General features: G+C 61.1%; 20 protein-coding genes and 2 pseudogenes. 20 read left to right on the top strand and 2 right to left on the bottom strand.

Annotated elements, in window-relative coordinates; all coding sequences use genetic code 11:
* The first annotated feature begins 12 nt into the window (after positions 1–12).
* The 12 genes from ACZIRK_RS39210 to ACZIRK_RS39265 all read left to right on the top strand — a co-directional run bounded on the left by ACZIRK_RS39210 (position 13) and on the right by ACZIRK_RS39265 (position 9,954).
* On the top strand, positions 13–564 hold the full coding sequence (locus tag ACZIRK_RS39210) for a CopG family transcriptional regulator (RefSeq protein ID WP_474419328.1): 552 nt from the start codon (positions 13–15) through the stop codon (positions 562–564).
* Positions 557–1,540 carry a P-type conjugative transfer ATPase TrbB gene (trbB, locus tag ACZIRK_RS39215; RefSeq protein ID WP_474419329.1) on the top strand — a complete coding sequence of 328 codons (984 nt, stop codon included), beginning with the start codon at positions 557–559 and terminating at the stop codon, positions 1,538–1,540. The genes ACZIRK_RS39210 and trbB overlap by 8 nt, the downstream gene beginning before the upstream one ends.
* Positions 1,541–1,642: 102 nt before the next feature.
* Positions 1,643–1,927: a TrbC/VirB2 family type IV secretion system protein gene (locus tag ACZIRK_RS39220; RefSeq protein ID WP_474419347.1), complete on the top strand. Its 285-nt coding sequence runs from the start codon at positions 1,643–1,645 to the stop codon at positions 1,925–1,927.
* Positions 1,927–2,184: a VirB3 family type IV secretion system protein gene (locus ACZIRK_RS39225; protein ID WP_474419330.1), complete on the top strand. Its 258-nt coding sequence runs from the start codon at positions 1,927–1,929 to the stop codon at positions 2,182–2,184. Before ACZIRK_RS39220 ends, ACZIRK_RS39225 begins: the two co-directional genes overlap by 1 nt.
* Positions 2,178–2,561, top strand: coding sequence for a hypothetical protein (locus ACZIRK_RS39230; protein ID WP_474419331.1), 384 nt, complete (start codon positions 2,178–2,180; stop codon positions 2,559–2,561). The genes ACZIRK_RS39225 and ACZIRK_RS39230 overlap by 7 nt, the downstream gene beginning before the upstream one ends.
* Before the next feature lie 4 nt (positions 2,562–2,565).
* Positions 2,566–4,758: a conjugal transfer protein TrbE gene (trbE, locus tag ACZIRK_RS39235; protein ID WP_474419332.1), complete on the top strand. Its 2,193-nt coding sequence runs from the start codon at positions 2,566–2,568 to the stop codon at positions 4,756–4,758.
* A gap of 27 nt (positions 4,759–4,785) precedes the next feature.
* Positions 4,786–5,538, top strand: coding sequence for a P-type conjugative transfer protein TrbJ (gene trbJ, locus ACZIRK_RS39240; RefSeq protein WP_474419333.1), 753 nt, complete (start codon positions 4,786–4,788; stop codon positions 5,536–5,538).
* A gap of 11 nt (positions 5,539–5,549) precedes the next feature.
* Positions 5,550–6,713, top strand: a complete 1,164-nt coding sequence (gene trbL / locus ACZIRK_RS39245; RefSeq protein WP_474419334.1) for a P-type conjugative transfer protein TrbL — start codon at positions 5,550–5,552, stop codon at positions 6,711–6,713.
* Between the two features lie 3 nt (positions 6,714–6,716).
* Positions 6,717–7,421 carry a conjugal transfer protein TrbF gene (gene trbF / locus ACZIRK_RS39250; RefSeq protein WP_474419335.1) on the top strand — a complete coding sequence of 235 codons (705 nt, stop codon included), beginning with the start codon at positions 6,717–6,719 and terminating at the stop codon, positions 7,419–7,421.
* Positions 7,418–8,443, top strand: coding sequence for a P-type conjugative transfer protein TrbG (gene trbG, locus ACZIRK_RS39255; RefSeq protein WP_474419336.1), 1,026 nt, complete (start codon positions 7,418–7,420; stop codon positions 8,441–8,443). Before trbF ends, trbG begins: the two co-directional genes overlap by 4 nt.
* Positions 8,440–9,717 carry a TraB/TrbI/VirB10 family type IV secretion system protein gene (locus ACZIRK_RS39260; protein ID WP_474419337.1) on the top strand — a complete coding sequence of 426 codons (1,278 nt, stop codon included), beginning with the start codon at positions 8,440–8,442 and terminating at the stop codon, positions 9,715–9,717. Before trbG ends, ACZIRK_RS39260 begins: the two co-directional genes overlap by 4 nt.
* Positions 9,718–9,720: 3 nt before the next feature.
* A complete protein-coding gene (locus ACZIRK_RS39265) occupies positions 9,721–9,954 on the top strand; it encodes a DUF2274 domain-containing protein (protein WP_474419338.1) in 234 nt (77 codons plus the stop codon).
* Between the two features lie 10 nt (positions 9,955–9,964).
* Here ACZIRK_RS39265 and ACZIRK_RS39270 read toward each other — a convergent pair whose 3' ends face one another.
* The gene (locus ACZIRK_RS39270; protein ID WP_474419339.1) at positions 9,965–10,366 is read right to left on the bottom strand and encodes a hypothetical protein; all 402 of its coding nucleotides are present in this window, start codon (positions 10,364–10,366) and stop codon (positions 9,965–9,967) included.
* 91 nt (positions 10,367–10,457) lie between these two features.
* Between ACZIRK_RS39270 and ACZIRK_RS39275 the strand changes: the two genes are divergently transcribed.
* The gene (locus tag ACZIRK_RS39275; RefSeq protein WP_474419340.1) at positions 10,458–10,697 is read left to right on the top strand and encodes a helix-turn-helix domain-containing protein; all 240 of its coding nucleotides are present in this window, start codon (positions 10,458–10,460) and stop codon (positions 10,695–10,697) included.
* Between the two features lie 922 nt (positions 10,698–11,619).
* Positions 11,620–14,679 (top strand): annotated as a pseudogene (locus tag ACZIRK_RS39280) (TrlF family AAA-like ATPase).
* Positions 14,680–14,708: 29 nt separating this feature from the next.
* Here the strand turns inward: ACZIRK_RS39280 and ACZIRK_RS39285 are convergent.
* Positions 14,709–16,022 carry a DUF2130 domain-containing protein gene (locus ACZIRK_RS39285; RefSeq protein WP_474419341.1) on the bottom strand — a complete coding sequence of 438 codons (1,314 nt, stop codon included), beginning with the start codon at positions 16,020–16,022 and terminating at the stop codon, positions 14,709–14,711.
* 633 nt (positions 16,023–16,655) lie between these two features.
* On the opposite strand from ACZIRK_RS39285, the pseudogene ACZIRK_RS39290 reads away from it, so the two are divergent.
* From ACZIRK_RS39290 to ACZIRK_RS39315, 6 genes and pseudogenes are all read left to right on the top strand, one after another.
* Positions 16,656–17,198, top strand: a pseudogene (locus ACZIRK_RS39290) (TerB N-terminal domain-containing protein); the annotation flags it as partial.
* Positions 17,199–17,831: 633 nt separating this feature from the next.
* Positions 17,832–18,698, top strand: coding sequence for a tellurite resistance TerB C-terminal domain-containing protein (locus ACZIRK_RS39295; RefSeq protein WP_474419348.1), 867 nt, complete (start codon positions 17,832–17,834; stop codon positions 18,696–18,698).
* Positions 18,695–20,026 carry an ATP-binding protein gene (locus ACZIRK_RS39300; RefSeq protein WP_474419342.1) on the top strand — a complete coding sequence of 444 codons (1,332 nt, stop codon included), beginning with the start codon at positions 18,695–18,697 and terminating at the stop codon, positions 20,024–20,026. Before ACZIRK_RS39295 ends, ACZIRK_RS39300 begins: the two co-directional genes overlap by 4 nt.
* Positions 19,995–21,338, top strand: coding sequence for a DEAD/DEAH box helicase (locus tag ACZIRK_RS39305; RefSeq protein ID WP_474419343.1), 1,344 nt, complete (start codon positions 19,995–19,997; stop codon positions 21,336–21,338). The genes ACZIRK_RS39300 and ACZIRK_RS39305 overlap by 32 nt, the downstream gene beginning before the upstream one ends.
* The gene (locus tag ACZIRK_RS39310; RefSeq protein WP_474419344.1) at positions 21,335–22,234 is read left to right on the top strand and encodes a hypothetical protein; all 900 of its coding nucleotides are present in this window, start codon (positions 21,335–21,337) and stop codon (positions 22,232–22,234) included. The genes ACZIRK_RS39305 and ACZIRK_RS39310 overlap by 4 nt, the downstream gene beginning before the upstream one ends.
* Before the next feature lie 670 nt (positions 22,235–22,904).
* Positions 22,905–23,225, top strand: coding sequence for a hypothetical protein (locus tag ACZIRK_RS39315; RefSeq protein WP_474419345.1), 321 nt, complete (start codon positions 22,905–22,907; stop codon positions 23,223–23,225).
* Positions 23,226–23,502 lie beyond the last annotated feature (277 nt).

Consider the following 23,502-nt stretch of genomic DNA (forward strand, 5'->3'; position numbering starts at 1 on the left):
AGAGTACCATCGATGAAACCGAAACTGTCGGCCTATGTCAGCGATAGCGTGGCGCAGCGGCTCGAACTCGCCGCCAAGCGTCCCGGATCCAACAAATCGGCCATTGTCGATGCTGCGCTGGATCGCTTTCTCAACCCTGAGCGGGACACCAGCGGCGATGCGGCGTTGATCCGAAGGCTCGATCGCATGAACCGTCAGCTCGATCGAGCCGATCGCGATCTGTCGGTGATGGCGGAGACCATCGCGCTCTTCATCCGCTACTACCTGACGATCACCCCGCCGCTGCCGTCCCAAGATCAGGATGCAGCGCGAGCGCTCGGCCGCGAGCGGTTCGAGATGTTTGTCGCGCAAGTCGGCAAACGCGTCGCCTCCGGCGGCCGGCTTGTCGCCGACGTCATGGACCGTGTCAGCGCCGTCAAGCCGGATCTCTTCATGCGCAACCTCGAGGAGGGCGCCCCTCTGGGGGCTGCCCAAACTGGGGATACTGAATCCCGCGCGCAGAGCGCGACGGGTGAGCCGCCGGAGCATTCTCCGGCAGGGCGAGAGGAGGTCGGCAATGTCTGATCTCCTCTCGCCAGAAACCCGCGAACGGCGCCGGGGCATGCTGCGGACCGCGATGGGCCCCGCAATTGCGCTCGCTCTGGAAGAGCCTGATGTCGTCGAGGTCATGGTCAATCCCGATGGAAGGCTTTGGCTTGACCGGTATGGGACGGGACGCGCTGACACCGGCGTCGTCCTGACGCCGCAGGAGTCGGAGCGGATCATCCGGCTTGTTGCGAACCATGTGCGGGCGGAAGCGAGCGGTTCGTCTCCGATCGTCTCGGCGGAACTCCCGGAAACTGGTGAGCGCTTTGAAGGCCTCTTGCCGCCGGTCTCGCTCGCGCCTTGCTTTGCCATCCGCAAACCGGCAACGACCACGTTCCGTCTGTCCGACTACGTCAAGGCGCAGATTGCCTCGCCTCTGATGGCGAAGGTGCTGACCGCCGCGGTCACTGAGGCGCGCAGCATCCTGGTTGCCGGCGGCACCGGGTCCGGCAAGACGACGCTTGCCAACGCGCTTCTTGCGGAGATCGCCGGCCTCGACGAGCGGGTGGTCATCATCGAGGACACCCGAGAACTGCGCTGCGACGCAAAGGATGCCGTGGCGCTCCGGACCAAGCCGGGCGTAGCGAGCCTTGCCGATCTTGTCCGCTCCACGCTGCGCTTGCGTCCAGATCGCATCGTGGTCGGCGAGGTCAGAGGCGCCGAAGCCCTCGACATGCTGAAGGCCTGGAATACCGGCCACCCGGGCGGAATTGCCACGATCCATGCCAACTCAGCCCGAGCTGCGCTCTATCGGATCGAGCAACTCATTCAGGAAGCGGTCGCAACCGTGCCGCGCCGGCTCATCGCCGAGGCGATCGACCTGATCGTCTTCATCAAGGGGAGGGGGCCCGCTCGGCGCATCGAGGCCGTCGCCGAACTCAAAGGCCTCGATCCGTCAGGCGACTACCTGCTTGAGACTCCGCCCGGACTTCCAAACACTGCCCACCGTCTTTGAGCCCAAGGAGACTGCAATATGTCCATTCGACTACCTCTCAACCTGCGTTCGAGCCTTCGCGGCTTCTGCTCGGTCAGCGGATTGCCACTTGTCACGCTCGGCATGGCGTCGGCTTGCGTGCTCCTCGGCGTCACGGCGGCGCACGCCGCCGGTTCGGGCATGCCGTGGGAAGCTCCGCTCGAACGCGTCTTGGAATCCGTGCAGGGACCCGTCGCCAAGATCGTTGCCGTCATCATCATCACGGTGACCGGCATATCGTTGGCCTTCGGCGACACCTCCGGCGGATTCCGCAAGCTGGTCCAGGTCGTATTTGGCCTCTCGATCGCCTTCGCCGCGAGTTCCTTCTTCCTGTCGTTCTTCTCGTTCGGCGGTGGAGCACTGATCTGATGCGCGCGGAAGGTTTCGAACTCGTGCTCCACCGCTCATTGACTGAACCCATCCTGATTGGCGGGGCGCCACGCGCCGCCGCCATCCTGATCGGGACCCTGTCCGCCGTGCTGGCGCTCGGCTTGCGGCTTTGGCTGGCCGGCCTCGTGCTCTGGGTCGTCGGACACAGCTTGGCCGTTTGGCTCGCCAAGCGCGATCCAGCCTTTGTCGAGGTCGCCATCCGGCACACCAAGCACAAGGGGCGGCTCGCATGCTGAACTTGAGAGAATTCCGCAGCAATGCGTATCGGCTGGCCGATTGGCTGCCATGGGTATGCCTGGTCGCGCCGGGCGTCATCCTGAACAAGGATGGCAGCTTCCAGCGGACGATCCGCTACCGCGGACCGGACCTCGACAGCGCGACCGAGGCCGAACTGATGAGCGTCGCGTCACGGGTCAACAACGTTCTGAAGCGCTTTGGATCGGGCTGGGCTCTGTTCTTTGATGCGACGCGTATCCCAACTGGCGAATATCCGCGATCGGAGTTTCCGGATTCGGTGTCCTGGCTGGTTGATGAGGAGCGACGCGCCGCCTTTGCGGGCACTGCCGGGGCGACATGGGAGGATCCCTCACGTCCCGGCGGGGCAGCACTTTGAGAGTGTGCTGCATCTGACCTTGATGTACCTGCCGCCGGCCGAGAGGGTCTCGCGGTTCGAGGGCCTGTTCCTGGAGCGTCCCAAGGAGAAGAATCGAGCAGCAACGCGGCACCGGCGCCGTCATCGGCATCAATCGGTCGCGGAGGTGGATCAAGGCGAAGATCCAGCGAAGATCGACGTCCGCGACGCCGAGACCGGGCAGGCTGAGAGAAGCGAGCAGGGCTATCGCGACCATCTCCAGCGCTTCGTCCAGGAAACCGACCGTGCGATCGATCTGCTCTCGTCGGTCCTGCCGGAAATCTGGCCCCTCAACGATGCGGAGACGCTCACCTATCTTCACAGCTGCGTCTCGACCAAGCGCCATCCGGTTAGCATTCCCGAGATTCCGGCCTATCTCGACTGCTTCCTGAGCGATGAACCGCTGACCGGCGGTTTGTCTCCGGCAATCGGCCGCAGCCATCTCCGCGCGCTGACCGTGCTGGGGTTTCCGCACGTTACCTTTCCCGGCCTGCTTGACGAGCTGAACCGGCTCGGCGTTGCCTATCGCTGGGCAACCCGCTTCATTCCGCTCGATCGCACCCAGGCAAACGCGACACTGTCGCGTTACCGCCGGCAGTGGTTTGCCAAGCGGAAGTCGCTTGCCGCGATCTTGAAGGAGGTCATGTTCAACGAGCAGGCGGCGTTGCTCGACACCGACGCCAGCAACAAGGCGCTCGACGCTGACGCGGCGCTTTCCGAGCTTGGCGACGATCTAGTTGCCTTCGGCTACATAACCACGACGGTCACCGTAAACGATGAGGACTCGCATCAGGCGGACGAGAAGATCCGCGCTGTCGAGCGGGTGATCAATAGCCGGGGTTTTACGGCGATCCGCGAGAGCGTCAATGCGGTGGAAGCCTGGCTCGGCGGTTTGCCGGGCCAGGCCTATGCCAACATCCGCCAGCCGATCGTTCACACGCTCAACCTCGCCCATATGTGCCCATTGTCAGCGGTATGGGCTGGACCTGAACGGTGCGAGCACCTCGGTGGACCGCCGCTTCTGGTTGCCAAGACCAAGGGCGCGACCCCGTTCCGGCTGTCGCTCCACGCCGGCGACGTTGGGCATACGATCGTTGTTGGTCCGACCGGGGCGGGCAAGTCGGTTCTGCTATCGATACTCGCCCTTCAATTCCGGCGCTATCCAAACGCCCAACTGATCACGTTTGACAAGGGGCGGTCGGCACGCGCGACCACACTCGCCTTGTCGGGTGCCTGGTATGAGCTGGGTGTCAAAGGCGGCATCGCATTTCAGCCGCTCAAGGACGTCGCGGAGGAGGGGGCGAGACTCTGGGCGCTCGACTGGCTGTGCGGCGTGCTGGCCCATGAGCGCGTCACCGTGACGCCTGACGTCAAGGAGACGCTCTGGTCGGCGCTGCGGAGCCTCGGTTCCGCGCCGGTTTCGCAGCGGACTGTGACCGGGCTTGTGGCGCTGCTTGCCCGCGACACGTTGCGGCAGGCGCTGCAGCCTTACACGCTCGAGGGACCTTACGGCCGTTTCCTCGACGCCGATGCGGATCGACTGTCAGGGGCGGACGTGCTGACCTTCGAGATGGAAGAGCTGATGACGCTGCCAGGCCTGGTGGCGCCGGTTCTGACTTATCTCTTCCACACCCTCGAGAGCCGGTTTGACGGTCGGCCCACCTTGCTGGTGCTCGATGAAGCCTGGGTGTTTCTTGACGACCCGCTGTTTGCGAGCCGGATTCGCGAATGGCTGAAGACGCTGCGCAAGAAGAACGTGGCGGTGATCTTTGCCACGCAATCGCTCGCCGATATCGCCGACAGCGAGATTGCGCCAGCGATCATCGAATCCTGTCCGAGCCGGATTTTCCTGCCCAATCCCCGTGCCCTTGAGCCGACCCAGACCGAGACCTATCGGCGCTTCGGCCTGAATGACAGGCAGGTGCGCCTGATCGGAGAAGCCTTTCCCAAGCGCGACTACTATCTGCAGTCCCGTGCCGGCAACCGCCTGTTCGAACTGGGCCTTGGACCGGTCGCGCTCGCGCTCGTCGGGGCGTCCTTGCCAGAGGATCAGCGCGCCATTGACGCGGTCCTGGCCCGCACCGGGCCTCACCATTTCGCCGAGCGTTACCTCGCCGAACGCGGTCTGCATTGGGCCGCCAACCTGATCAGCACCTTCGAACAGGCCCACAAGGCCTGACCTCACCCTCAATCCCTGGAGTCTTCCATGCTCGAAACTATCGGCCGCATGTTCATGGGTACAACCTCAAGAATTGTTGTAACAACGATACTATCGTTCGTCATCGCCGTGAACGGGTCGCGACGGCTCGGCGCATTCGATATCGTATTCGATCCTTCGAACTACGGCCAGAATCTCCTGACCGCTGCGCGCGCGCTCGAGCAGATCAACAATCAGATCAGGAGCCTCGAAAACCAGGCGCAGTCGCTGCTCAATCAGGCCAAGCATCTCGCAAGCCTTCCCACGAGCGTCGTAGGTCAGCTCACATCGACGATCAATCAGATGAACAGCCTGATCAACCAGGCAAAGAACATCTCCTTCGATGTTCAGACGACGCAGCAGGACTTCCAGCGGCTCTATCCGCGGCAGTACGCGGCAGCCGTCTCGTCCGACAAGATGGTGCAGGACGCGACGGCACGCTGGGACAACAGCTACGACGGACTGAAGCAGTCGCTCACCGTTCAATCGGCCATCGTCAGTACGCTCGACCAGGATGGGCAGACGCTGCGGACGCTGATGGCAAGGTCGTCTGCTGCGGTCGGCTCCCTGCAGGCCCAGCAGTCGGGCAATGAACTTCTCGCCCTGCAGATCAAGCAGTCGCTGCAGGCTCAGGCGTTGTTAGCAACGCAAGCGCGCGCCGACACGTTGCGCGCTGCCGAGCAGCAGGCGTCGGCGGCTGCCGCGAAGGAGCGGTTCATCCGCTTCATCGGCGACGGCCATGCCTACGCCGGCGGCAAGTAGGCGAGGGCACCATGGGTGATCTTTCCGTGATCGACCGCTTTACCGAGACCTTCTCGCGCTACATCGATTCTGGGTTTGGTCTTCTGTCCGGCGACGTCTCGTTCCTGAGTTCGACGTTGATCGGCATCGACCTGACGCTCGCCGGACTTGCCTGGAGCATGCGCGGCGACGACCATATCCTGGTCACGCTGGCCAAGAAGGTGCTTTATATCGGCGCCTTTGCGTTCATCATCGGCAACTTCAAGAGCCTCGCGGATATCGTCCTCGTGTCGTTCTCCGGCATCGGGCTGAAGGCCTCCGGCGGCAGCTTAAGCGCTGCCGACCTGGCGCGGCCGGGCTTTGTCGCCGCTGCCGGATTCACAGCGGCCCATCCGTTGCTGGAGGAGACCGGCCAATTCTCGGGCTTCGACGTCCTGACCAATCTGCCGACGATCCTGATCCTGCTGCTCTGCTGGATCCTGATCGTGCTCGCGTTCTTCATCCTCTCGGTGCAGCTCTTCGTCACGCTGATTGAGTTCAAGCTGACGACGCTGGCAAGCTTCATTCTGGTGCCGTTCGCTTTGTGGGGGAAGACTGCGTTTTTAGCCGAGAAGACGCTAGGTAACGTCGTCGCTTCGGGCGTGAAGGTGATGGTTCTCGCGATCATCATCGGCATCGGCTCCACCATCTTCGGTCAGCTTGCGGGAACGTTGACGCGACCGATCGACATTGCGTCGGCCATGAGCCTGCTGCTTGCGGCGCTCGCGCTGTTCGGCCTCGGCATCTTTGGTCCGGGGATCGCAGCGGGACTGGTTTCAGGTGCGCCTCAGCTTGGCGCCGGCGCCGCCGCCGGAACGGCGGCAGGCGCAGCGGCCGTCGTGATCGGCGGCGGAGCGGCGGCCATGGGTGGCTTGCGCGCTGCGGCGGGCGGTTCGATGGCTGCCGTCCGTTCTGCCGCATCGCTCACGGGGGCGTCTTCGGCTGCGAGCACGTCAGGCGGCGCCTTATCGGTGGGGCAGGCCTCGGGTGCGAGCGCAGGCGGCACAACGAGCGGCGCGGCCGCCGCAGGCGCAGGTCGTGTGACCGCCTCCCCGGGGCGGAGACACGCGAGGGAGGCGGCACAAGTGGCCGCTCATACCCTGAAGGAAGGTGACAAGGGCGGTCATTCGTCGGGTCCGAAGCTGGGGGAGGAGTAGGACATGGCATCTCACCCCTTTCAGCGCGTGTCGGTCCGCTATGGCGAGACGCCAGAGCCGGTCACCCCCTATCAGAAGGCGGCTCAAGTCTGGGATGAGCGGCTGGGCTCCGCCCGTGTCCAGGCGAGCAACTGGCGGCTGGCGGCGCTGGCGGCCGTCGGCCTGTCCGGTGTCCTTGGATTGACGATCTTTACCCAGATCGCCCGCTCGGGTGTCGTTCCCTACGTGGTCGAGGTCGATCGGCTCGGTGAAGTCCGGGCTGTCGGACCCGCGCTCGAAGCCTACCAACCGTCCGACGCGCAAATCGCGCATTTCCTTGCACGATTCATCGAGAACGTACGCTCGCTGTCGATCGATCCGGTCATCGTCCGGGCCAACTGGCTGCATGCCTACGACTTCGTCACCGACCGCGGCGCGCAGGCGTTGAACGACTACGCGCGGGAAACCGATCCGTTCACAAAGATCGGGTCCAAGACGGTGACTGCAGAAGTCACGTCCGTGGTGCGCGCGTCCGGCGACAGCTTCGAGATCCGCTGGAAGGAGAACGCCTACGAGAACGGCGCGATCGCAAAGACCGAGCGCTTCACGGGTCTCGTCACCACGGTTCTCAAGCCGCCCGCAGATGCCGAAACGCTGCGGAAGAATCCGCTCGGTCTCTACGTCCATTCCCTCAACTGGTCGCGCGACCTCATTGGAGACGCCAAATGAACTCTACCGCTCTCACTAGGCTCGCGTCGGCCAGCGTCGTTGCCTTGTCGCTTGCGCTTGCCGGATGCGCCACCAAGCTCAATCTCGAAGCGCCGTATGATGAAATGTCCTTTGAGAAGGCCGTTCCAGAGAACGACCCGCCGGCGCCCGTGCAAGTCGTCGAAAGCCCGAAGGTTCTGCCGTTGCCGGGCCAGTTGAAACCCTTTCCGACAAAAGGTGGCAAGGAGGAGAAACTGCCGCCGGAGCAGGCGATCGCCAAGGCGAACAAGGCGGCCCGGATTGAGCCGACGCGCGCCGGATATATCAACGCCATCCAGGTCTACCCTTGGACGGAAGGCGCGCTCTACCGGCTCTATGCAAGCCCAGAAAAGGTCTCGACCATCGGGCTTCAAGCCGGCGAGGAACTGGTCGACGTCTCCACCGGAGATACGGTTCGCTGGGTGGTCGGCGATACTTCGAGCGGGCAGGGGAATTCCCGGCGGGTGCACATCCTGGTCAAGCCGACGTTGCCGGACATCCAGACCAACCTCGTGGTCCTGACTGACCGGCGGGCCTATCACCTCGAGCTCGTCTCGACCAAGCAGACCTACATGGCGTCGATCTCCTGGACCTATCCAACGGATACGCTTATTGCCCTCCACAAGCAGAACGTTGCCGCCCAGGAAAGCGAGGAGCGGATCGCCGATCGCGGGGTGCGGCTCGACAGCCTGAACTTCCGTTATCGCATTGAAGGAGACGATCCGCCGTGGCGCCCGGTGCGGGCCTTCGACGATGGTCGCAAGGTCTATATCCAGATGCCATCGGGCATCTCACAAGGCGAGGCGCCACCCTTGTTCGTTGCCGGCGCCGATGGCCGGCCGAACCTCGTCAACTACCGCGTCCGCGGCGCCTATTACATCGTCGATCGGATGTTCGGCGCCGCCGAACTTCGTCTTGGTGAAAATCCGCAGCGCGTCGTCCGGATCATCCGTATCGACGCACGCCCCGTGTCGCAGGCCTTCAGCACCGGGAGAGCCTCATGACGACGGGATTAGACCAGGATCCGGAGCCGCTCGAACTGCGGGCGCGGCCGCGGTCGGTTCGGCGCCTCAATAGGCGCGCCCTCATGATCGGCTGCGCGGCTGCCGCGCTGTTCATTGCCGGGGCCACGCTGGTTGCGCTCCGACCACACTCGTTCAAACAGCCGGAGCGGACGGAACTATACAATACCGACCGCAAGCAGACCGCCGAAGGGTTGAGCAAGCTGCCAAAATCCTATGAGGACCTGCCGCCATCGACGCCGCGGCTTGGACCGCCGTCGCCCGGGGACATCGGCCGGGCCTTTGCGGAGAACGAGAAGAAGGCGGGCGTGGCATCGGACTCGGGCTTCCGGACCAACCCGGAGGAAGATGCCGAACGGGCTGAGCGGATCCGGCAGACGCGGGTCGCTCAGCAAGCGAAGGAGTCGGGGCTGTTCTTCCGCCTGTCGGAAAAACAGGAGAAGCGCAAGCAGGCAAGTCCGACTGATGCTCCGGCGATTACTCCATCGGCGTTCCGGCCTGCAACGCCCGACACCGGTCCATCTGCTGCGGAACTTGCAAAGACGGCGCAGGCGATGATCGATCGCTCCAGCGAAATCATCCCCTCGTCGCAGGCGCGAAAGCTAGCCTTTGTCGGGGCGAAAGCTGACACGGAGACCACCAATCCCCATGCACTCAAACCCGCACCATCCACATATGCGGTGATGGCAGGGTCGATCATCCCGGCGAGCCTCGTCACGGGACTGAATTCGGACTTGCCTGGCACCACCATCGGACAGGTCACCGAGAACGTCTATGACACGGTAACCGGCGAGCACCTCTTGATCCCCCAAGGGACGAGAATCGTAGGCAAGTACGACAGTGTCGTCGCTTTTGGCCAGAAGCGGGCGCTGGTCATCTGGACGAGGCTCATACTGCCGAACGGCAATTCGATCGTAATCGAGAATCTTCCGGCTACAGACGTTGCAGGCTATGCCGGGCTCGAGGACCAGGTGGACTTCCATACCTGGCAGTTGCTCAAGGGCGTGGCCCTGGCGACCCTGATCGGGGTAGGGACTCAGCTATCGATCGGCAATGACGAGAGCGATCTCGTCAAGGCGTTGCGGGAAAGCACCCAGCAAACGACCAATCGCGCCGGCCAGCGCCTGGTCGAGCGCGAGCTTGACGTGCAGCCGACGATCACGGTGCGGCCAGGTTGGCCGCTGCGGGTGATTGTTTCGAAGGACCTGGTGCTGAAGCCCTACCAGGACCTTCAGACACTAGCGAAGGGTAGGTGAGGGATGAAGCTTGCGAAGCTGCCTGATCGGACACCGGTCAAAATGAATGTTGTCTTCACTCCGACTCTGGCAAAACGGCTCCGCGAGTACGCTGATTTTTACAGGGAGACCTATGGCAGCCAGGAGGAGGTGGCGGATCTGATTCCGTTTATGCTCGAAGCGTTTCTAGATAGTGACGCGGATTTTAGGAAGAGCAAGCGCACAGGCGCGGGTGGATCACCAATCAACTCGGCGTAAAAAAATCAGGTTAACGTGCAGCCTCTTGTACTGCTTCGATGGCACTCTCAACCGCACGAACGGATCTCCGGAGCCTTTCAAGGAGTATTCTTAATTCGCTTTCCGTCGCCTCCTCCATACGAAGATTGTCGTGATCCAGCAATGATTCAACGAGGTCGTCAACTGAGATCCTTCTCGCTGCAGAAGATAACGTCGCTGTCGCACCGTTCGCAACCGAGATGATCTCTCCGCTGGCCGATAACACAACCTGGATCGCAATGTTAGCGAGTGCTGATCGCTCGAGGATTTCTGTTGGAAGCTCGATAGAGGACACAACCTGTCCGCTCGACAAATCGCGGTAGCCAATGGTCGACACATCTTGGCCAAACTGCGCAAAGGGACCGACTCGTAGATTGGCACGCTCTAGCGACATAGATTTCCATCTCGGCCTGCACCCGTTAAAGTACTCATTTTATGACTCATAGTCTATGGGCTCGTAGCGCGGTTTCTTTTGCTCTCCCTGCATGCGCTTGCAGGATCGAGTCGGCCTCAATATCCAGGAATTGCGCCGAGCAAAGAAGATGAGCCAAGAAGAGCTCGCCGATCGGTCGAAGGTGCATCAAACGTATCTGAGTGGTGTCGAAACGGGTAAGAGAAATCCCTCGCTGCTCGTCGTTGAACGTATCGCCGCGGCCTTGGGTGTGGATCCTGAGGAGCTCGTCCGCCGCCGGCGTCGACGTAGCAGCGAATCCGCTGACTCCTAATCAGGGTGTCCGAGGTTCGAGCCTTGGTGCGCCCGCCATTTCGCTCAGCAGATCAATAGCTTACAAATAGGCTTCCCGCGTTCGAGGCTGCCGGTAATCAATAGATTCGAAGCCAAAAGCGGTTGCTGGTACCGATCAACCCGCGTATACGCGTCTCCCCCTCGCGTATTGAGCGAATAGGGCTTGGCATGAAACTTCGGCACTGGGAAACGGTCAGCGACTCGCACTTGTTGTCAGTCGAATTGACCACGGACAATCCGGACTCGCTGGACCGTCCGGTACCGTTCGTACCGAGTGGAGACGCTGCTCCCTTCTCGAGTTCGCCCACGACCTTCGCAAGCTCGAAAGACCCACGCGTTGCGCCCATTGTCATCAGCGCCACCTTGGGGGGTGGTCGTGAACAAGGCTGCGCAGCGTTTTCTGGTCGGGCACGTCTGCGGACCCCAGATCTACGGTACCAACGTAGCATTGTTGAAGAAAGACTACGACGCTGCCGTCATTCGGCAGGATATTCTGAGGCGGGTACGGGAAATCCGTGGTGCGCTGTCGCGTTCCTCATGTGGCTGGAGGTGGGCTTCGGGAGTGTTCGACGTTTTGAGCCGAATTGTCGAAAGGAAATCTGGATGGCGCGGTTGTGATCGACTAAACCTCTGGTAGATTATCGACAATGGTCGCACAGAATATGGTGGATGCAGAGTGTATTTTCAGGACTTGCGGAAGCCAGTTCGATTTGTGGAGCGTTCGAGACCATGAACAAGGCCGGGATGCGGCATGCGATCTCGATCGTCACCGGCACATACATCTTCCATCGGTGTCAGGCCCCTCGCGATGATTGCGGAATGAGCAGGCGGCGGCAAACCAAAATCACTGAATCCATATAGGTCGGATAGCGTACAACGAAGACGGCTGGGGGATTGCGAGTATGTTTTCGAGAGGGTCTGAATGGCGCGAGTGGGATTTGCACATACATTCGCCAGCCTCGTTTCATTGGGATGGAGAGCGCTTCGGTGCGGAGAAGGCGCGAAACGACTACCTCATCGACGAGATGATCGGCGCCTTGAATGACGCTGCTCCGATGGCGTTCGGGCTCATGGATTACTGGACATTCGATGGCTGGTTCGCGCTCAAGACGCGTCAGACCGAACAGGGGGCGCCGACACTTCTGAAAACCGTCTTTCCCGGTATCGAACTGCGCTTAGCAGCCCCCATGGAGGGCCGACTTAATGCCCACGTCCTCTTCTCCAATGAAATCAGCGACCAGCACCTCAGAGACTTTCTCTCGCGGCTCAAGCTCGAACTCATCAATCAACCGCTGTCTCGTGATGCGCTGATCGAGTACGCCCGATATGTGGGCGCGGACAAACTGGCCAAACATGGATTTGATAAGGGCAAGGTGGCTTCAGAAGAGGGGGAGGCGCTCGCCGCAGGCTGCAAGATTGCAGAGTTGAACGTCGACTCGTACAAGGAGGCGATTCGCCAGGTTCCTGGTGGTCGGGCAGTTGGCTTTATGCCGTTCTCCACTAACGACGGACTCGATTCAGTCAATTGGACGGATCACTACGCCTATGCGCTGGGGCTGTTCGAATCTTCTCCAATCTTTGAAACCAGAAACACAGACCTTTGGGCGGCCTTTTGCGATATTGAGACAGAGGGAAACAAAAAGTGGCTCGGTAACTTCCAAGCGGCATTGAGGGGCGTTCCTCGACTGGCGGTGTCCGGCAGCGATGCCCACCGCTTCCGTGGAAACGGGACCAACGATAAGCGTGGATACGGACAGTTTCCGTCCGGCAAGCGTACGTGGATCAAAGCCGATCCGACCTGGAAGGGCCTGTTGCAGGTGCTGAAAGAACCTGCCAAGCGTTCATTCCTCGGCGAATTGCCGCCGAAGCTGGAGCGGATCAACCGCCACAAGACGTTCTACATAGATCGGATTAGCATTAACAAGAACCCTGACAGCACGCTTCCCGACACTTGGCTCCACGGAACCGAGATCCTTCTGAACCCAGACCTCATCGCGATTATTGGTAACAAAGGAAGCGGCAAGAGTGCTCTCGCGGACATCGTGGCGTTGCTGGGAAACTCGCAGCAAAATGCCCACTTCTCATTTCTCAAACGGGATCGATTTCGCGGGAAGGCGGGTGAGCCGGCGCGCCAGTTCATCGGTGAGCTGTGCTGGCTAGCTGGCGATCCATGCGTCATGGGCCTTGCTGATGATCCATCGCCCGAACGGGTCGAACTTGTTCGGTACATACCACAGGGGCGGTTCGAAGCCCTTTGCAATGATCACGTGTCGGGCAAGACGGACGAGTTCGAGAAGGAGCTGCGCGAGGTGATTTTTTCGCACGTTCCGAACAACGTCCGTCTTGAGGCCCTCAGTTTCGATCAGCTTATTGACAAGCAGGAGAATGTCTTCCGGGCTCAAGCGAACGAGCTTCGCAAATCGTTGCGGGCGCTCAACGAGCAGATCGTTGATATTGAAGATCAACTCCATCCCAACGTCCAGAAAAATCTCGAGGAGCAGATCAAGCTCAAAGCGAAGCAGATCGAGGAACATGCGGCAGTTAGACCTGCAGTGGTCGAACAGCCGACGGCCGAGCTTACTGCCGATCAGCAAGTGGCAAGTGCCAGACTGGCGGAGATCGGCGTGGCGCTGGAGCAGCTCAAGACTGAGGCCAAGAAGGTTGCCGATGACAGGCGAATCATCGGCAGAAAGCAGCGATCGCTCCGCAACGTCGGCGAGCGCATTAGCCTGTTTGAGAAGCAATTCGCGACCTTCGTATCGGAGATCGCCGACGACCTCGCCACGGTCGACCTGAAATCGGAGGAGATGATCACCTTGACCGTCAACCGCCACGTCCTGACTCAGCTTGAGCAAGCGGTGGTCGCGAGTGACGGAGAGATTACGAAAAGGGTTGAAAGCGCCGCTAAGACGGAAGCGGCTTTGGTCACGGAGCAGAAGCAACTCTCTCAGAAATTGAACGAACCGCAGCAGAAGTACCAAGCATACACACAAGCCCTGAAGGGTTGGCAAGTCGCTCTGGAGGCGATTGAAGGATCCGAGACGGAGCCGGAAAGCCTTAAGGGGCTGCAACGACGGCTCGCTCAGATAAATGAACTTCCGACGCTACTGGCGCAAAGGCGGGCGTCACGCCGGGAGATTACCAGCCAGATCTTTGCAGTGCTGGAAGATCAGCGCGCAGCACGGGAGGCGTTGTTCGCGCCGTTGCAGCAGTTGATTCAGAATAATTCGCTAATCCGGGACGACTACAAGCTTCAGTTTCAAGCCAAGCTACTCGGCTCACCTGACGCCATCGCGACGAATCTTTTTGGAGCCATCAAGCAAAATATTGGCGAGCTGCGGGGCGAAGACGAGAGCTTTGCCGCGGTCCGTAGCAGATTTGAGAAGTATAGCTTCGAAAATGCGACCGATGCGGCAGGCTTTGCCGAAGACATCGCCTCCCTGCTGACCGAGAGCGCCGAGAAGGCGGCGAACAATGTCCCAGGGATCAGGGTGCTCATGAGGAAGGACAAGGCGCCATCGGAGGTCTACAATTATGTATTCGGACTTCAGTATCTGGAACCAAAGTATACGCTGCTGTTCCAGGACACACACATCGAACGGTTGTCCCCCGGGCAGCGCGGTGCTCTTCTTTTGATCTTTTATCTGTTGGTCGACAAGGGACGAAATCCAATCGTCCTCGATCAGCCGGAGGAGAATTTGGACAACGAGACGGTTGTGAGCTTGCTCGTTCCGGTTCTCAACGAGGCGAAAAAGTCCCGACAGATTGTCATGGTAACGCACAATCCGAACTTGGCGGTCGTGTGCGATGCCGAACAGATCATACACGCAACATTCGACAGGAAGAATGGCGCCCGTATCTCCTACCAGTCGGGCTAAGATGGGATAATCAACAGGGCTGTCGTTGATGTGCTAGAAGGCACGAAGATCGCGTTTGACAACAGAGGTCAGAAGTATCATTGAGTTCGTGCGAATAACGCGCCGTACAGCCGTCACCCTGTCTTCTGCTCTGGATCTGCCGAGCTCTCCAGCAACGGCAGATCGATGCTCGGGATCTCCGGCATTGCTTTGCCGGCAATCGCCTGTAAGTCGCCGACCATGCCAGCCGTAGACTCGATTACGGAAAGGATCTGAGTCTCGCGCTTGGCCCACTGCCTGCCCATGAACTTGCGCTCCTTGTCGAGGTCGTCGCGCATGTCATTGAACTTCTCGACGATAGCCTCCACCCTTTGGCGGAACTTGATACCAGTCAGGTATTGGTACACCTGTTCCATCTTAGTCTGTTGTCCCTGCTGCGCCAGGCGTGACCCACTCACCTCGATGAGCGTCTGACGGAGAGCAACGGCTACTGGAAGTGCGTAGCGCGGGTGTGCGACCCATACACTGTCGACCAGATCAAAATGCTCGACGTGTTTCGGAAGAGCCTGGGAGATGATGAGGGCAACGTCAGCCCCACATCGGCGCTGGTCATCGCGCAGCTTTGCCAGCCAGCCATCACTCCACGCTCTGGTACGCTTCGACTCCCAAAGAATGATGCCGGCGGCTTGGCCGATCGAACCATTGACTTGCTGTACCACGTCGGCGCCCAGCTCGCCCTTGGCGACAGGCTCGACCAGGTCCATCGGAAAACGTCCACGCAAGAGCACTTCGAGTTCGAGCTCAAGCACTTCGCCCTGTGCTTGTTGAGAGCCTTGTTCGGCCTTGCGCTTCAGCTCTTCGATCGTCCGTGTCATAGATTCGATCGTTTGATCTTTCTCCAAAACACGCAACCTAGCGGCTTCGTCAGCTTCTAGTCGAGCTTTGGCCTGAATCTCAGCAATCGAGGCCTGAACCCGTTTCTCAATCGTCAGATCGAGTTCGCGCTTTTCTTCGTCTAGGAGACGCTGCTTCCGCATTAGCTCGGCCTGGGCTTGTTGCGCCTCGGCGAGTTTTGCATTATTCGCCGCAAGGTTCTGTCGAAGCTCGCTCGCTTCCGCCTCTTTGGCGTGCAACTCTGCAGCGGCCGCCTCGCGGGCTTTCTTGGCTTCCGCCGCTACGAGCACGACTCGTTCGGCGGAAACTCGTTTCGCGACCTGGTCCTCGATCTGCTCACGCGCCCTTGCAAGCTGTTCACGCTCTTGGCGCAACGCTTCAGCCTTACGGGCGACCTCCGCATCTTTGCTGGCAAGTTGCTCTTGGAACCGCCGGCGTGTTTCTTCGAGCAGAGGAGCCGCAAGCGATTCCGTCAGCTTGATCTCATTCCTGCAATGCGGGCATTGGAGGGTGGGTTCATGCGCGGCGCCGGCGACCGTTGCTGCGAAGTTCATGATCCCTCCTATTTCGAACCACTGGCATCAGGCTGCCTCGCCACTCTTACGATGCAGCTTTACAGCGGTTGCGGTGTCCGGGTCGAACGTCGAAAGCGACCGGGGCAGTTTTTCCACTAAAACCAGTTTTGCTCGTGAGCGATATTGCGCAGGAGTGGCTACCAGCAGAGACGGCGTGGTCACGCGTCTTGCGCGAGTGCTTGCTGAGCTGGTGCGCAAGCAGCGGATTGCCGCTCGGCCTTTCCGCAGCCGTCCATTCCGATCGCATCATGGGCTCCATCGAACATCTGACTCAGCAATGCTTCTCGGAGAGATGGTTTTGGAGTCCTCGCGCGCCGCCGAAACAAGCCCTGGATCAGAGCACGCCGCAGCCGGACCGAGCGCTTTCCTCCTCCTAGCCTACGCAGCGAACCTTCCATCCTTGCGTGTTGACGTTCGCCAGTTGACGGAGTCAGGTCGCTCATTCCATGTATGGAACATAACGGGAACATGCGTCTGCGTCAAGCGAAGGCAAGCCTCCGGAACTACTGCTATTACACAAGATTGCGGACTACGACCTTGGACGATTGTACTTCCCTGCCATCACACGCTATTGCTCAATGAACGGGCGGTGGATGGACTGACGGCGGGCTTTTCTATCTCGGCGAAGCAGTCTTTTGCGAACAACAAGAAATTGACGGCTACGTCGTCAATCCGAAGCTTTCCGCAAGGGCGTCGCGGCCGGACGTCGCTGGCGATTCCATGCCGTACTGGCCGTCATACGCCGACGTTCCACCGGCCTCGCGGCGCGCTTTCCTCGATTGGATGTCGACGGGGCGGCGGACGGCTTCCTATGGCATCGGGCATGTCTTTCTGTTCTTCTACGGGCTGGAGCACAGGCTCTTCGTCGACCGGGACCTCGCGAGCGCGCCGGACTGCATCGCCGAGGTCGAGAGGCTCCTCGCGACGCGTGTCGACAGCGAGTCCTTCCAGAGTTACGGGAAGCGGTTCGTGGACATCGCGAGATGCGCCGCCGGTATGCCGCTTGCCCTTCCGCAACCGTCGGCGGCGCGGTCGCACTGTCCCGAGATGGACATTCCGGTGCGCCTCCACCTCGGGCGGCGCCTCGCGCAATCATCCACGATCCTGTCGGAGGACGCTCTGCTCTGGCTTCTGGCGCTGCCGGACGTGTATCTGCGCACGGCCGCGGTTCGGTGCTTCGACGAGTTCGTGTCTCTTTGGCATCTGCGTTTCCGGAACGCATTTCCAGAAGGATTCGACGTTGCTACTTCCGGCAATATCGATCTTCGGTACGAAGCCGCGAGCGGAGCCTTCCGGGTTGCGGTGGACGGACCCCATCGCGTCTATCCCGACGTCGTGAAGGCGACGACATCCCTCGAACCATTGAGGCGTCTCGCGCAGGAATGTACCGACGAACTCGATGGATTCAGCCGCCTCCTGGGTCGTCAGCCCGACGCGCGCAACTCGGTGCAGGCGTCGCTTCTGCTTCCGCTGGATCTACTGTCGGAAGTCGGCTTCGACGCGCTGCGTTCGTTCGGCGAGCGTCTGTCGGAGATCATGGGTGGCGAAAGTCGCGCGAGCACGACCATGGGCACCGTGCTGCGATCGGCCGGCTTCGATCTTCCCGAGAACGGCAAGGTGTCTTCTGGGCTGGCCGACCAGCTCGGGCAGGTGCTCGACCGCCTCGATGTCGCGATCGAACCGGACCGACGCTTCGGCGGCGCCGTCCCGCAGCCGGAGGATCAGATCTTCTTGTTCAAGGCGCCGCGCGGCGGGCCGGTTGACCCAGAGCGTCAGGCTTATCGGTCGATGAAGGCCCAGGTGGAGGTCGCCGTGCTCGCGGCGGCGGCGGACGGCGAATCCTCCAGCGAGGAGATTTCGCGAGTAATTGCAGGAATAAGGGGCGGGAAGGATCTTAGCGCTATCGAACGGGCGCGTCTGATCGCGTTCGCCGTCACCATCTTCAATAACCCGCCCAAACTATCTAGAGTCATGAAGCGCCTGGCGGAACGCAGCGATGCCGAACGGGAGGCCATCGCCGACGCCGCGGTGGCCGTCGTCGGCGGCGACCAGAACGTTCAACCGGACGAGGTCAGATTTCTCGAGAAGCTCCACAAGGCTCTGGGGCTTCCGAAGGAGCGAGTCTATTCCGAGCTGCATAGGGCCGTGCCGCGAGCCGACGAACCGGTGTCCTTGTCCGTCGAGAGACGCGAGGCGGGCGTGCCCATCCCGAAGGAAAAGTCGGTGGCCGTACCGGATCCTGTCGTCGCGCCGCCTCCCGTCGCCGGAGTCCGCATCGACGCCGCGCGTCTTGCGCGGACTCAGCGGGAGACCGACGCGGTGGCGGAACTGCTGGCGAACATCTTCGAGGAAGAAGCGGCTCCGGTCTCAGTCGAGACACCGGTGGCAACCGCGGCGAACAGCGCCGCCTTCGAGGGGTTGGACAGGCCCCATACGGAGCTCGTCGAACTCCTCGAGCTGAAAGGGACGATCGCGAGGGCCGAATTCGACGAGCGGGCGCGCGCGATGAAGCTCCTCGCAGACGGCGCCATCGAGCGCATCAACGACTGGTCGTTCGATCGCTTCGAGGAGCCCCTGCTCGAAGACGGGGACGAGATCGTCATGGTCGCGCATCTGCGGGAGCGGCTGGCTGAACTGAGAGAGACGACGGCATGAGCAAGGCGCCGAAGACGATAAAACCGAAGGAACGAGACACGATTATCCAGGCGTTGAGCGCCGGCGTGGTGCCACGCGTCGGTCTGCCGCACATCCAGGTCGGCAGAGCCGCGGAGATCGGAGCGTTGCTGCGCGACGTCGACAGGATCGCGGACGGCGGAGCGGCCGTCAGATTCGTGATCGGCGACTACGGCGCCGGCAAGACGTTCTTCGCGAACCTCATCAGGCTGATCGCGCTGGAGCGGAAGTGCGTGACCGTGCACGCGGATCTCGCGCCCGATCGTCGCATCCACTCCAGCGGCGGCCAGGCGAGGGCGCTTTATTCCGAAGCCGTCCGCAATATGGCCACCCGCACGAAGCCGGAGGGCGGCGCCCTGGCGGCGGTGGTGGAGCGGCTCGTCACCGACGCCGTCAAGGAAGCCGGAGAACGGCAGGTCCCGGTCGAGAAGGTGATCGACGAGAAGCTGGCCCCGATCCAGGAATTCGTCGGAGGCTATGATTTCGCGACGGTGCTCAAGGCCTACTGGCGCGGCAGCGAAGCGTCGAACGAGGAACTCAAGCTCGCGGCCCTGCGGTGGTTGCGCGGAGAGTTCTCGACGAAGACCGAGGCGAACAAATCGCTCGGCGTCAGGACCATCATCGACGACGAGTGCGTGTACGACTCGCTGAAGTCCCTCGCATGTCTGACGAAGGTCGCGGGCTACGCCGGACTGCTCGTGATGTTCGACGAGATGGTCAACATCTACAAGCTTCAGAACGCCCAGGCGCGCAAGTCGAATTTCGAACAGATCCTCCGCATCGTGAACGACGCTTTGCAGGGAAACACCGCCAATATCGGCTTCGTCATGTGCGGCACGCCGCAGTTCCTGATGGACACCAGGCGCGGTCTGTTTAGCTACGAAGCGTTACAGTCGCGGCTGGCGGAGAACCAGTTCGCCACCAAAGGTCTCGTCGATCTTTCGGGCCCGGTCATCAACCTTCAGAGCCTGACCCCGGAGGATCTTCTGGTCCTGCTTTCCAACATACGAATGGTGTTCGCGGCGGGAGACCCGTCCAAATATCTGGTCCCGGACGAGGCGTTGACCGCCTTCATGGCCCACTGCGATCGCCGCATCGGAGAAGCATACTTCCGCACGCCGCGGACTACGGTGAAGGCCTTCGTTCAGATGCTCTCGGTGCTCGAGCAGAACCCGGGCACGAAGTGGCAGGATCTTCTGGACCAGGTGCAGGTACCTGCCGATCTGCAGGGCCAGGAGGAAACGATGCCCGAGGGCGGCGCGCAGCCCGGAGACGACGATGAACTCACCAGCTTCCGGCTCGGGACTTGAAGCCGTCTATCACCTGCTCCATCCCAAGATCCGTCGCTGGATCCGCGACCAGGGCTGGGACGAATTGCGCGAGATACAGGCGCGCACGATCCTCGCCGTCCTCGACGGCGATCGCGATATCCTGATCTCCGCGACGACCGCGGCCGGCAAGACGGAAGCGGCGTTCCTCCCGATCCTGACGTCGATCGCGGAGCGCAACGCGTCCGGCTTCTCGGTCCTCTACGTCAGCCCGCTCAAGGCGCTCATCAACGACCAGTTCCGGCGCCTCGAAGGATTGTGCGAGAGCATGGAGATCCCGGTGGTCAAATGGCACGGGGATGCGCCGCAGGCAGAGAAGAAGAAGGCGATGAACAAACCCGACGGGATCGCCCTCATCACTCCGGAATCGATCGAGGCCATGTTTGTCCGTCGTCCGGCCGACGCCAAACGTCTGCTGTCGTCCGCCGACTTCATCGTCGTCGACGAGCTTCATTCCTTCCTGCAGGGACCGCGGGGATTGCACGTGGCCAGCCTCTTGCGGCGCATCGACGCGATGGCGGTGCGCCCGGCCCGGCGCGTCGGACTTTCCGCGACGATCGGCGATCTCGGCCAGGCCCGCGCGTGGCTGCGACCGACGAGTCCTACGAGTGTCGAACAGCTCGAGGCCAAGTCGGACGCTCCCGAATTGCGCCTTCAGGTCAGAGGATACGTCGAGCCTCCCGACCTGGACGATCCGGATCACGCGGAAGGCGGTGGATCCGGCTCTGAGCAGGACGTGCCGCGGCGGATTGCGCTCGACTCGATTTCCGATCACCTGTTCGAGGCCCTGCGGGGCGAGAACAACCTCGTGTTCGGCGGATCGCGGCGGACGGTGGAGTCGACGGCCGACCGCCTGCGAAGGCGCTCGGAGAAGGCCGGCGTACCCAACGAGTTCTACCCGCACCACGGGAGCCTTTCGAAAGTGCTCCGCGAAGAGCTTGAAGATCGCCTGAAGGAGGGCAAATTGCCGACGACGGCGGTATGCACCTCGACGCTCGAGCTCGGCGTCGACATCGGCTCAGTCAAATCGGTCGCCCAGATCGGCGCACCGCGCTCGCTGGCATCCCTGAAGCAGAGACTGGGACGCACGGGCAGGCGACGTGGCACTCCGTCGATCCTGCGCATCCACCTGCGCGAGCCGAACATCGACGACAAATCCGGCATCCTCGATCGTCTGCGTCCCAACACGATCAGATCCGTCGCGGTCGTCAGGCTTCTTCTTCAAGGATTCGTGGAAGAGGCTCGCACCGCTCCCGAGATCGCTCGACGCTCGTCCACCAGATGCTGTCCGTGATCGTAGAGCGCGGCGGCATCGGGCCGAAGCCTCTGTACGACCTGCTGTGCGGGCCTGGCCCCTTCTCCTCGATCTCGAAGGCCGAATTCGCTTCGCTGTTGCGACATCTGGGCAGCCAGACAGTCCGCTTCATCGAGCAGGCGGGCGATGGGACGCTGATGCTCGGGCAGGAAGGCGAGAAGGTCGCGCAATCGCGGAGCTTCTTCGCGGTCTTCGAGTCGAACGAAGAGTGGCGGCTGACTGTAGGCGGGCGGACGCTGGGGACGCTGCCGATTACGCATCCAGTTCACAAGGACGGGCTTGTCGTGTTCGCAGGGCAACGCTGGATCGTGCAGGACCTGGACGAGCAGACGAAGACGCTGGTCGTCGCCCCCCATCCGGGCGGAGTCGTGCCGCGCTTCGAACCAGCGGCCGGTGAACCGGCTCACGATCGGCTGGTCGCCGAGATGCGCGAGGTCTATCTGGCGGACGACGTCCCGCCCTACCTCGACGCCAGAGCTCGGGACTTGCTGGCGGAAGGACGCGAGACGTTCCGGAAGCTCGATCTGGGACGGCGATCGCTCGTCCCGGAGGACCGCGACCTGCATGTCTTTCTCTGGTTTGGATCCCAGGCGACGGCAGTCTTCAACGCTGCCCTTGCGATGGCGGGGCTGCAGTCGGGCGTGCACGAACTCGGCGTCTCAGTCTCCAAAACCAAGGAAAGCGAGCTGCGCCCGATCCTCTCGAAGCTTGCCGAAATGCAGAAGATTGATCCCAACGAGGTGGCGGAGTTCGTCGCCAACATCAAGGTCGGAAAGTTCAGGGAGCAAGTTCCCGAAATGCTGGCAAGATCGCTATGGGTCAGACAGAACCGCGACAAGGTCACGGGAATTCCCGCTATGGCGGGAGGTCTGTAAGAACGCGGTGTCGACATCGAAACGTTCGATCGCAGAGGAAGGGCGTTATGTATAGAGCGGGCGAAAGGTAAATATGAGCGCCGGCGATCTGGTCGGGCACTTGAATTGCCGGTACCTGACGGAACTCGATCTGAAGGCGGCCAACGGCCAACTACGGACTCAGTTATTGCGACGTTTGCCAAGCGCGGCCTGATGCTCGGCCAAAGCTAAGGAGCCTCCCGACGGATCGGTAAGAGCGGAGGTGGGTTCGCGCATGATTGCCACCTCTTCAAAGACACTTTTGCCTTCGAAATGTACCTTATGCTTCAGAAAATCTCTACAACCCATTGAAATTGCAGCAAATGCGAACGCCCTCCGAGCGCACCATAACATCGCAACTCGCAATTGACCCGCCGTTGCTGCCACACTCCGCGGGTATCGACGCTGCCAGTTTGCAAGATCAAGCGATCTATCGAGGCGGCAAAGCGAGGCCCTAACAAAGACGAGCCGGCAATCTGAGATACAACTTCACCAGTGCTAACCGCGGTAAGTAACGTCACCGGCTACGACTTCTTGTTCAAGTACGTAAAGAGGGAATATTCGGCCGAAGGGGCATTTTGGGGCTTAGTCCGCCTGCAAAGACGCCCCTGTTCGTGAGGCTTAGGGCTGGTCGCTTAGAATGGAGGGTGACGTGTTCGGCATCACAAACCCGCTGGAGTTCTATCAAAAGCTCGTCCAAGAGTTTGACGACTTCTGCGAAAACCCTGGCTCCGCGCGCCATGCGATGAATTTCGTCATCACCGCGCATCATATGAGCGATTGGGTGTGGTCGGATTCCTCAACAAAGATCGAGCAAAGAGGAAACAGCTCGGCCTCGATGACAAGAACGTCCATGCGTTTCGGAAGTGGCTTTGTTCACACAGCATCTGGTTGGCTCAGATGCAGCCGCTGGCCAACGGCTCGAAGCATTTCCAGCCTGCCAGCGGTCCGCAAATTAGGACGCACGACGTAGGTCCGCTCAATACCTTTGCCTTTAACGAGGTGGCCTATAACGAAGGATATTCCTACTTCGTGGTGGACATGGGCATGCATGAGGGCCTTCCGAATATCGCTCCTGCAACAATGCTCTTTGAATGTCAATCGGCTTGCAAATTTGACCCCCCGTATTGCCTCATCTGAGGATGTTACTTTCGCTTGACGGATGTAGCGCCGACTGTCGGCCGGTCCGAGGTTGCGTCATTGCTCGCAGGATCGGAGGGACTGGGGACGTCGCGGAGTGCCCATCACAC

This window comes from Bradyrhizobium sp. Leo114 (genome assembly GCF_055229415.2).

Coding starts and splice junctions, on each gene's coding strand:
- ACZIRK_RS39210 (WP_474419328.1), top strand. CDS start 13: ATGAAACCGAAACTGTCGGCCTATGTCAGCGATAGCGTGGCGCAGCGG.
- trbB (WP_474419329.1), top strand. CDS start 557: ATGTCTGATCTCCTCTCGCCAGAAACCCGCGAACGGCGCCGGGGCATG.
- ACZIRK_RS39220 (WP_474419347.1), top strand. CDS start 1,643: ATGGCGTCGGCTTGCGTGCTCCTCGGCGTCACGGCGGCGCACGCCGCC.
- ACZIRK_RS39225 (WP_474419330.1), top strand. CDS start 1,927: ATGCGCGCGGAAGGTTTCGAACTCGTGCTCCACCGCTCATTGACTGAA.
- ACZIRK_RS39230 (WP_474419331.1), top strand. CDS start 2,178: ATGCTGAACTTGAGAGAATTCCGCAGCAATGCGTATCGGCTGGCCGAT.
- trbJ (WP_474419333.1), top strand. CDS start 4,786: ATGCTCGAAACTATCGGCCGCATGTTCATGGGTACAACCTCAAGAATT.
- trbL (WP_474419334.1), top strand. CDS start 5,550: ATGGGTGATCTTTCCGTGATCGACCGCTTTACCGAGACCTTCTCGCGC.
- trbF (WP_474419335.1), top strand. CDS start 6,717: ATGGCATCTCACCCCTTTCAGCGCGTGTCGGTCCGCTATGGCGAGACG.
- trbG (WP_474419336.1), top strand. CDS start 7,418: ATGAACTCTACCGCTCTCACTAGGCTCGCGTCGGCCAGCGTCGTTGCC.
- ACZIRK_RS39260 (WP_474419337.1), top strand. CDS start 8,440: ATGACGACGGGATTAGACCAGGATCCGGAGCCGCTCGAACTGCGGGCG.
- ACZIRK_RS39265 (WP_474419338.1), top strand. CDS start 9,721: ATGAAGCTTGCGAAGCTGCCTGATCGGACACCGGTCAAAATGAATGTT.
- ACZIRK_RS39270 (WP_474419339.1), bottom strand. CDS start 10,366: ATGTCGCTAGAGCGTGCCAATCTACGAGTCGGTCCCTTTGCGCAGTTT.
- ACZIRK_RS39275 (WP_474419340.1), top strand. CDS start 10,458: ATGCGCTTGCAGGATCGAGTCGGCCTCAATATCCAGGAATTGCGCCGA.
- ACZIRK_RS39285 (WP_474419341.1), bottom strand. CDS start 16,022: ATGAACTTCGCAGCAACGGTCGCCGGCGCCGCGCATGAACCCACCCTC.
- ACZIRK_RS39295 (WP_474419348.1), top strand. CDS start 17,832: ATGAAGGCCCAGGTGGAGGTCGCCGTGCTCGCGGCGGCGGCGGACGGC.
- ACZIRK_RS39300 (WP_474419342.1), top strand. CDS start 18,695: ATGAGCAAGGCGCCGAAGACGATAAAACCGAAGGAACGAGACACGATT.
- ACZIRK_RS39305 (WP_474419343.1), top strand. CDS start 19,995: ATGAACTCACCAGCTTCCGGCTCGGGACTTGAAGCCGTCTATCACCTG.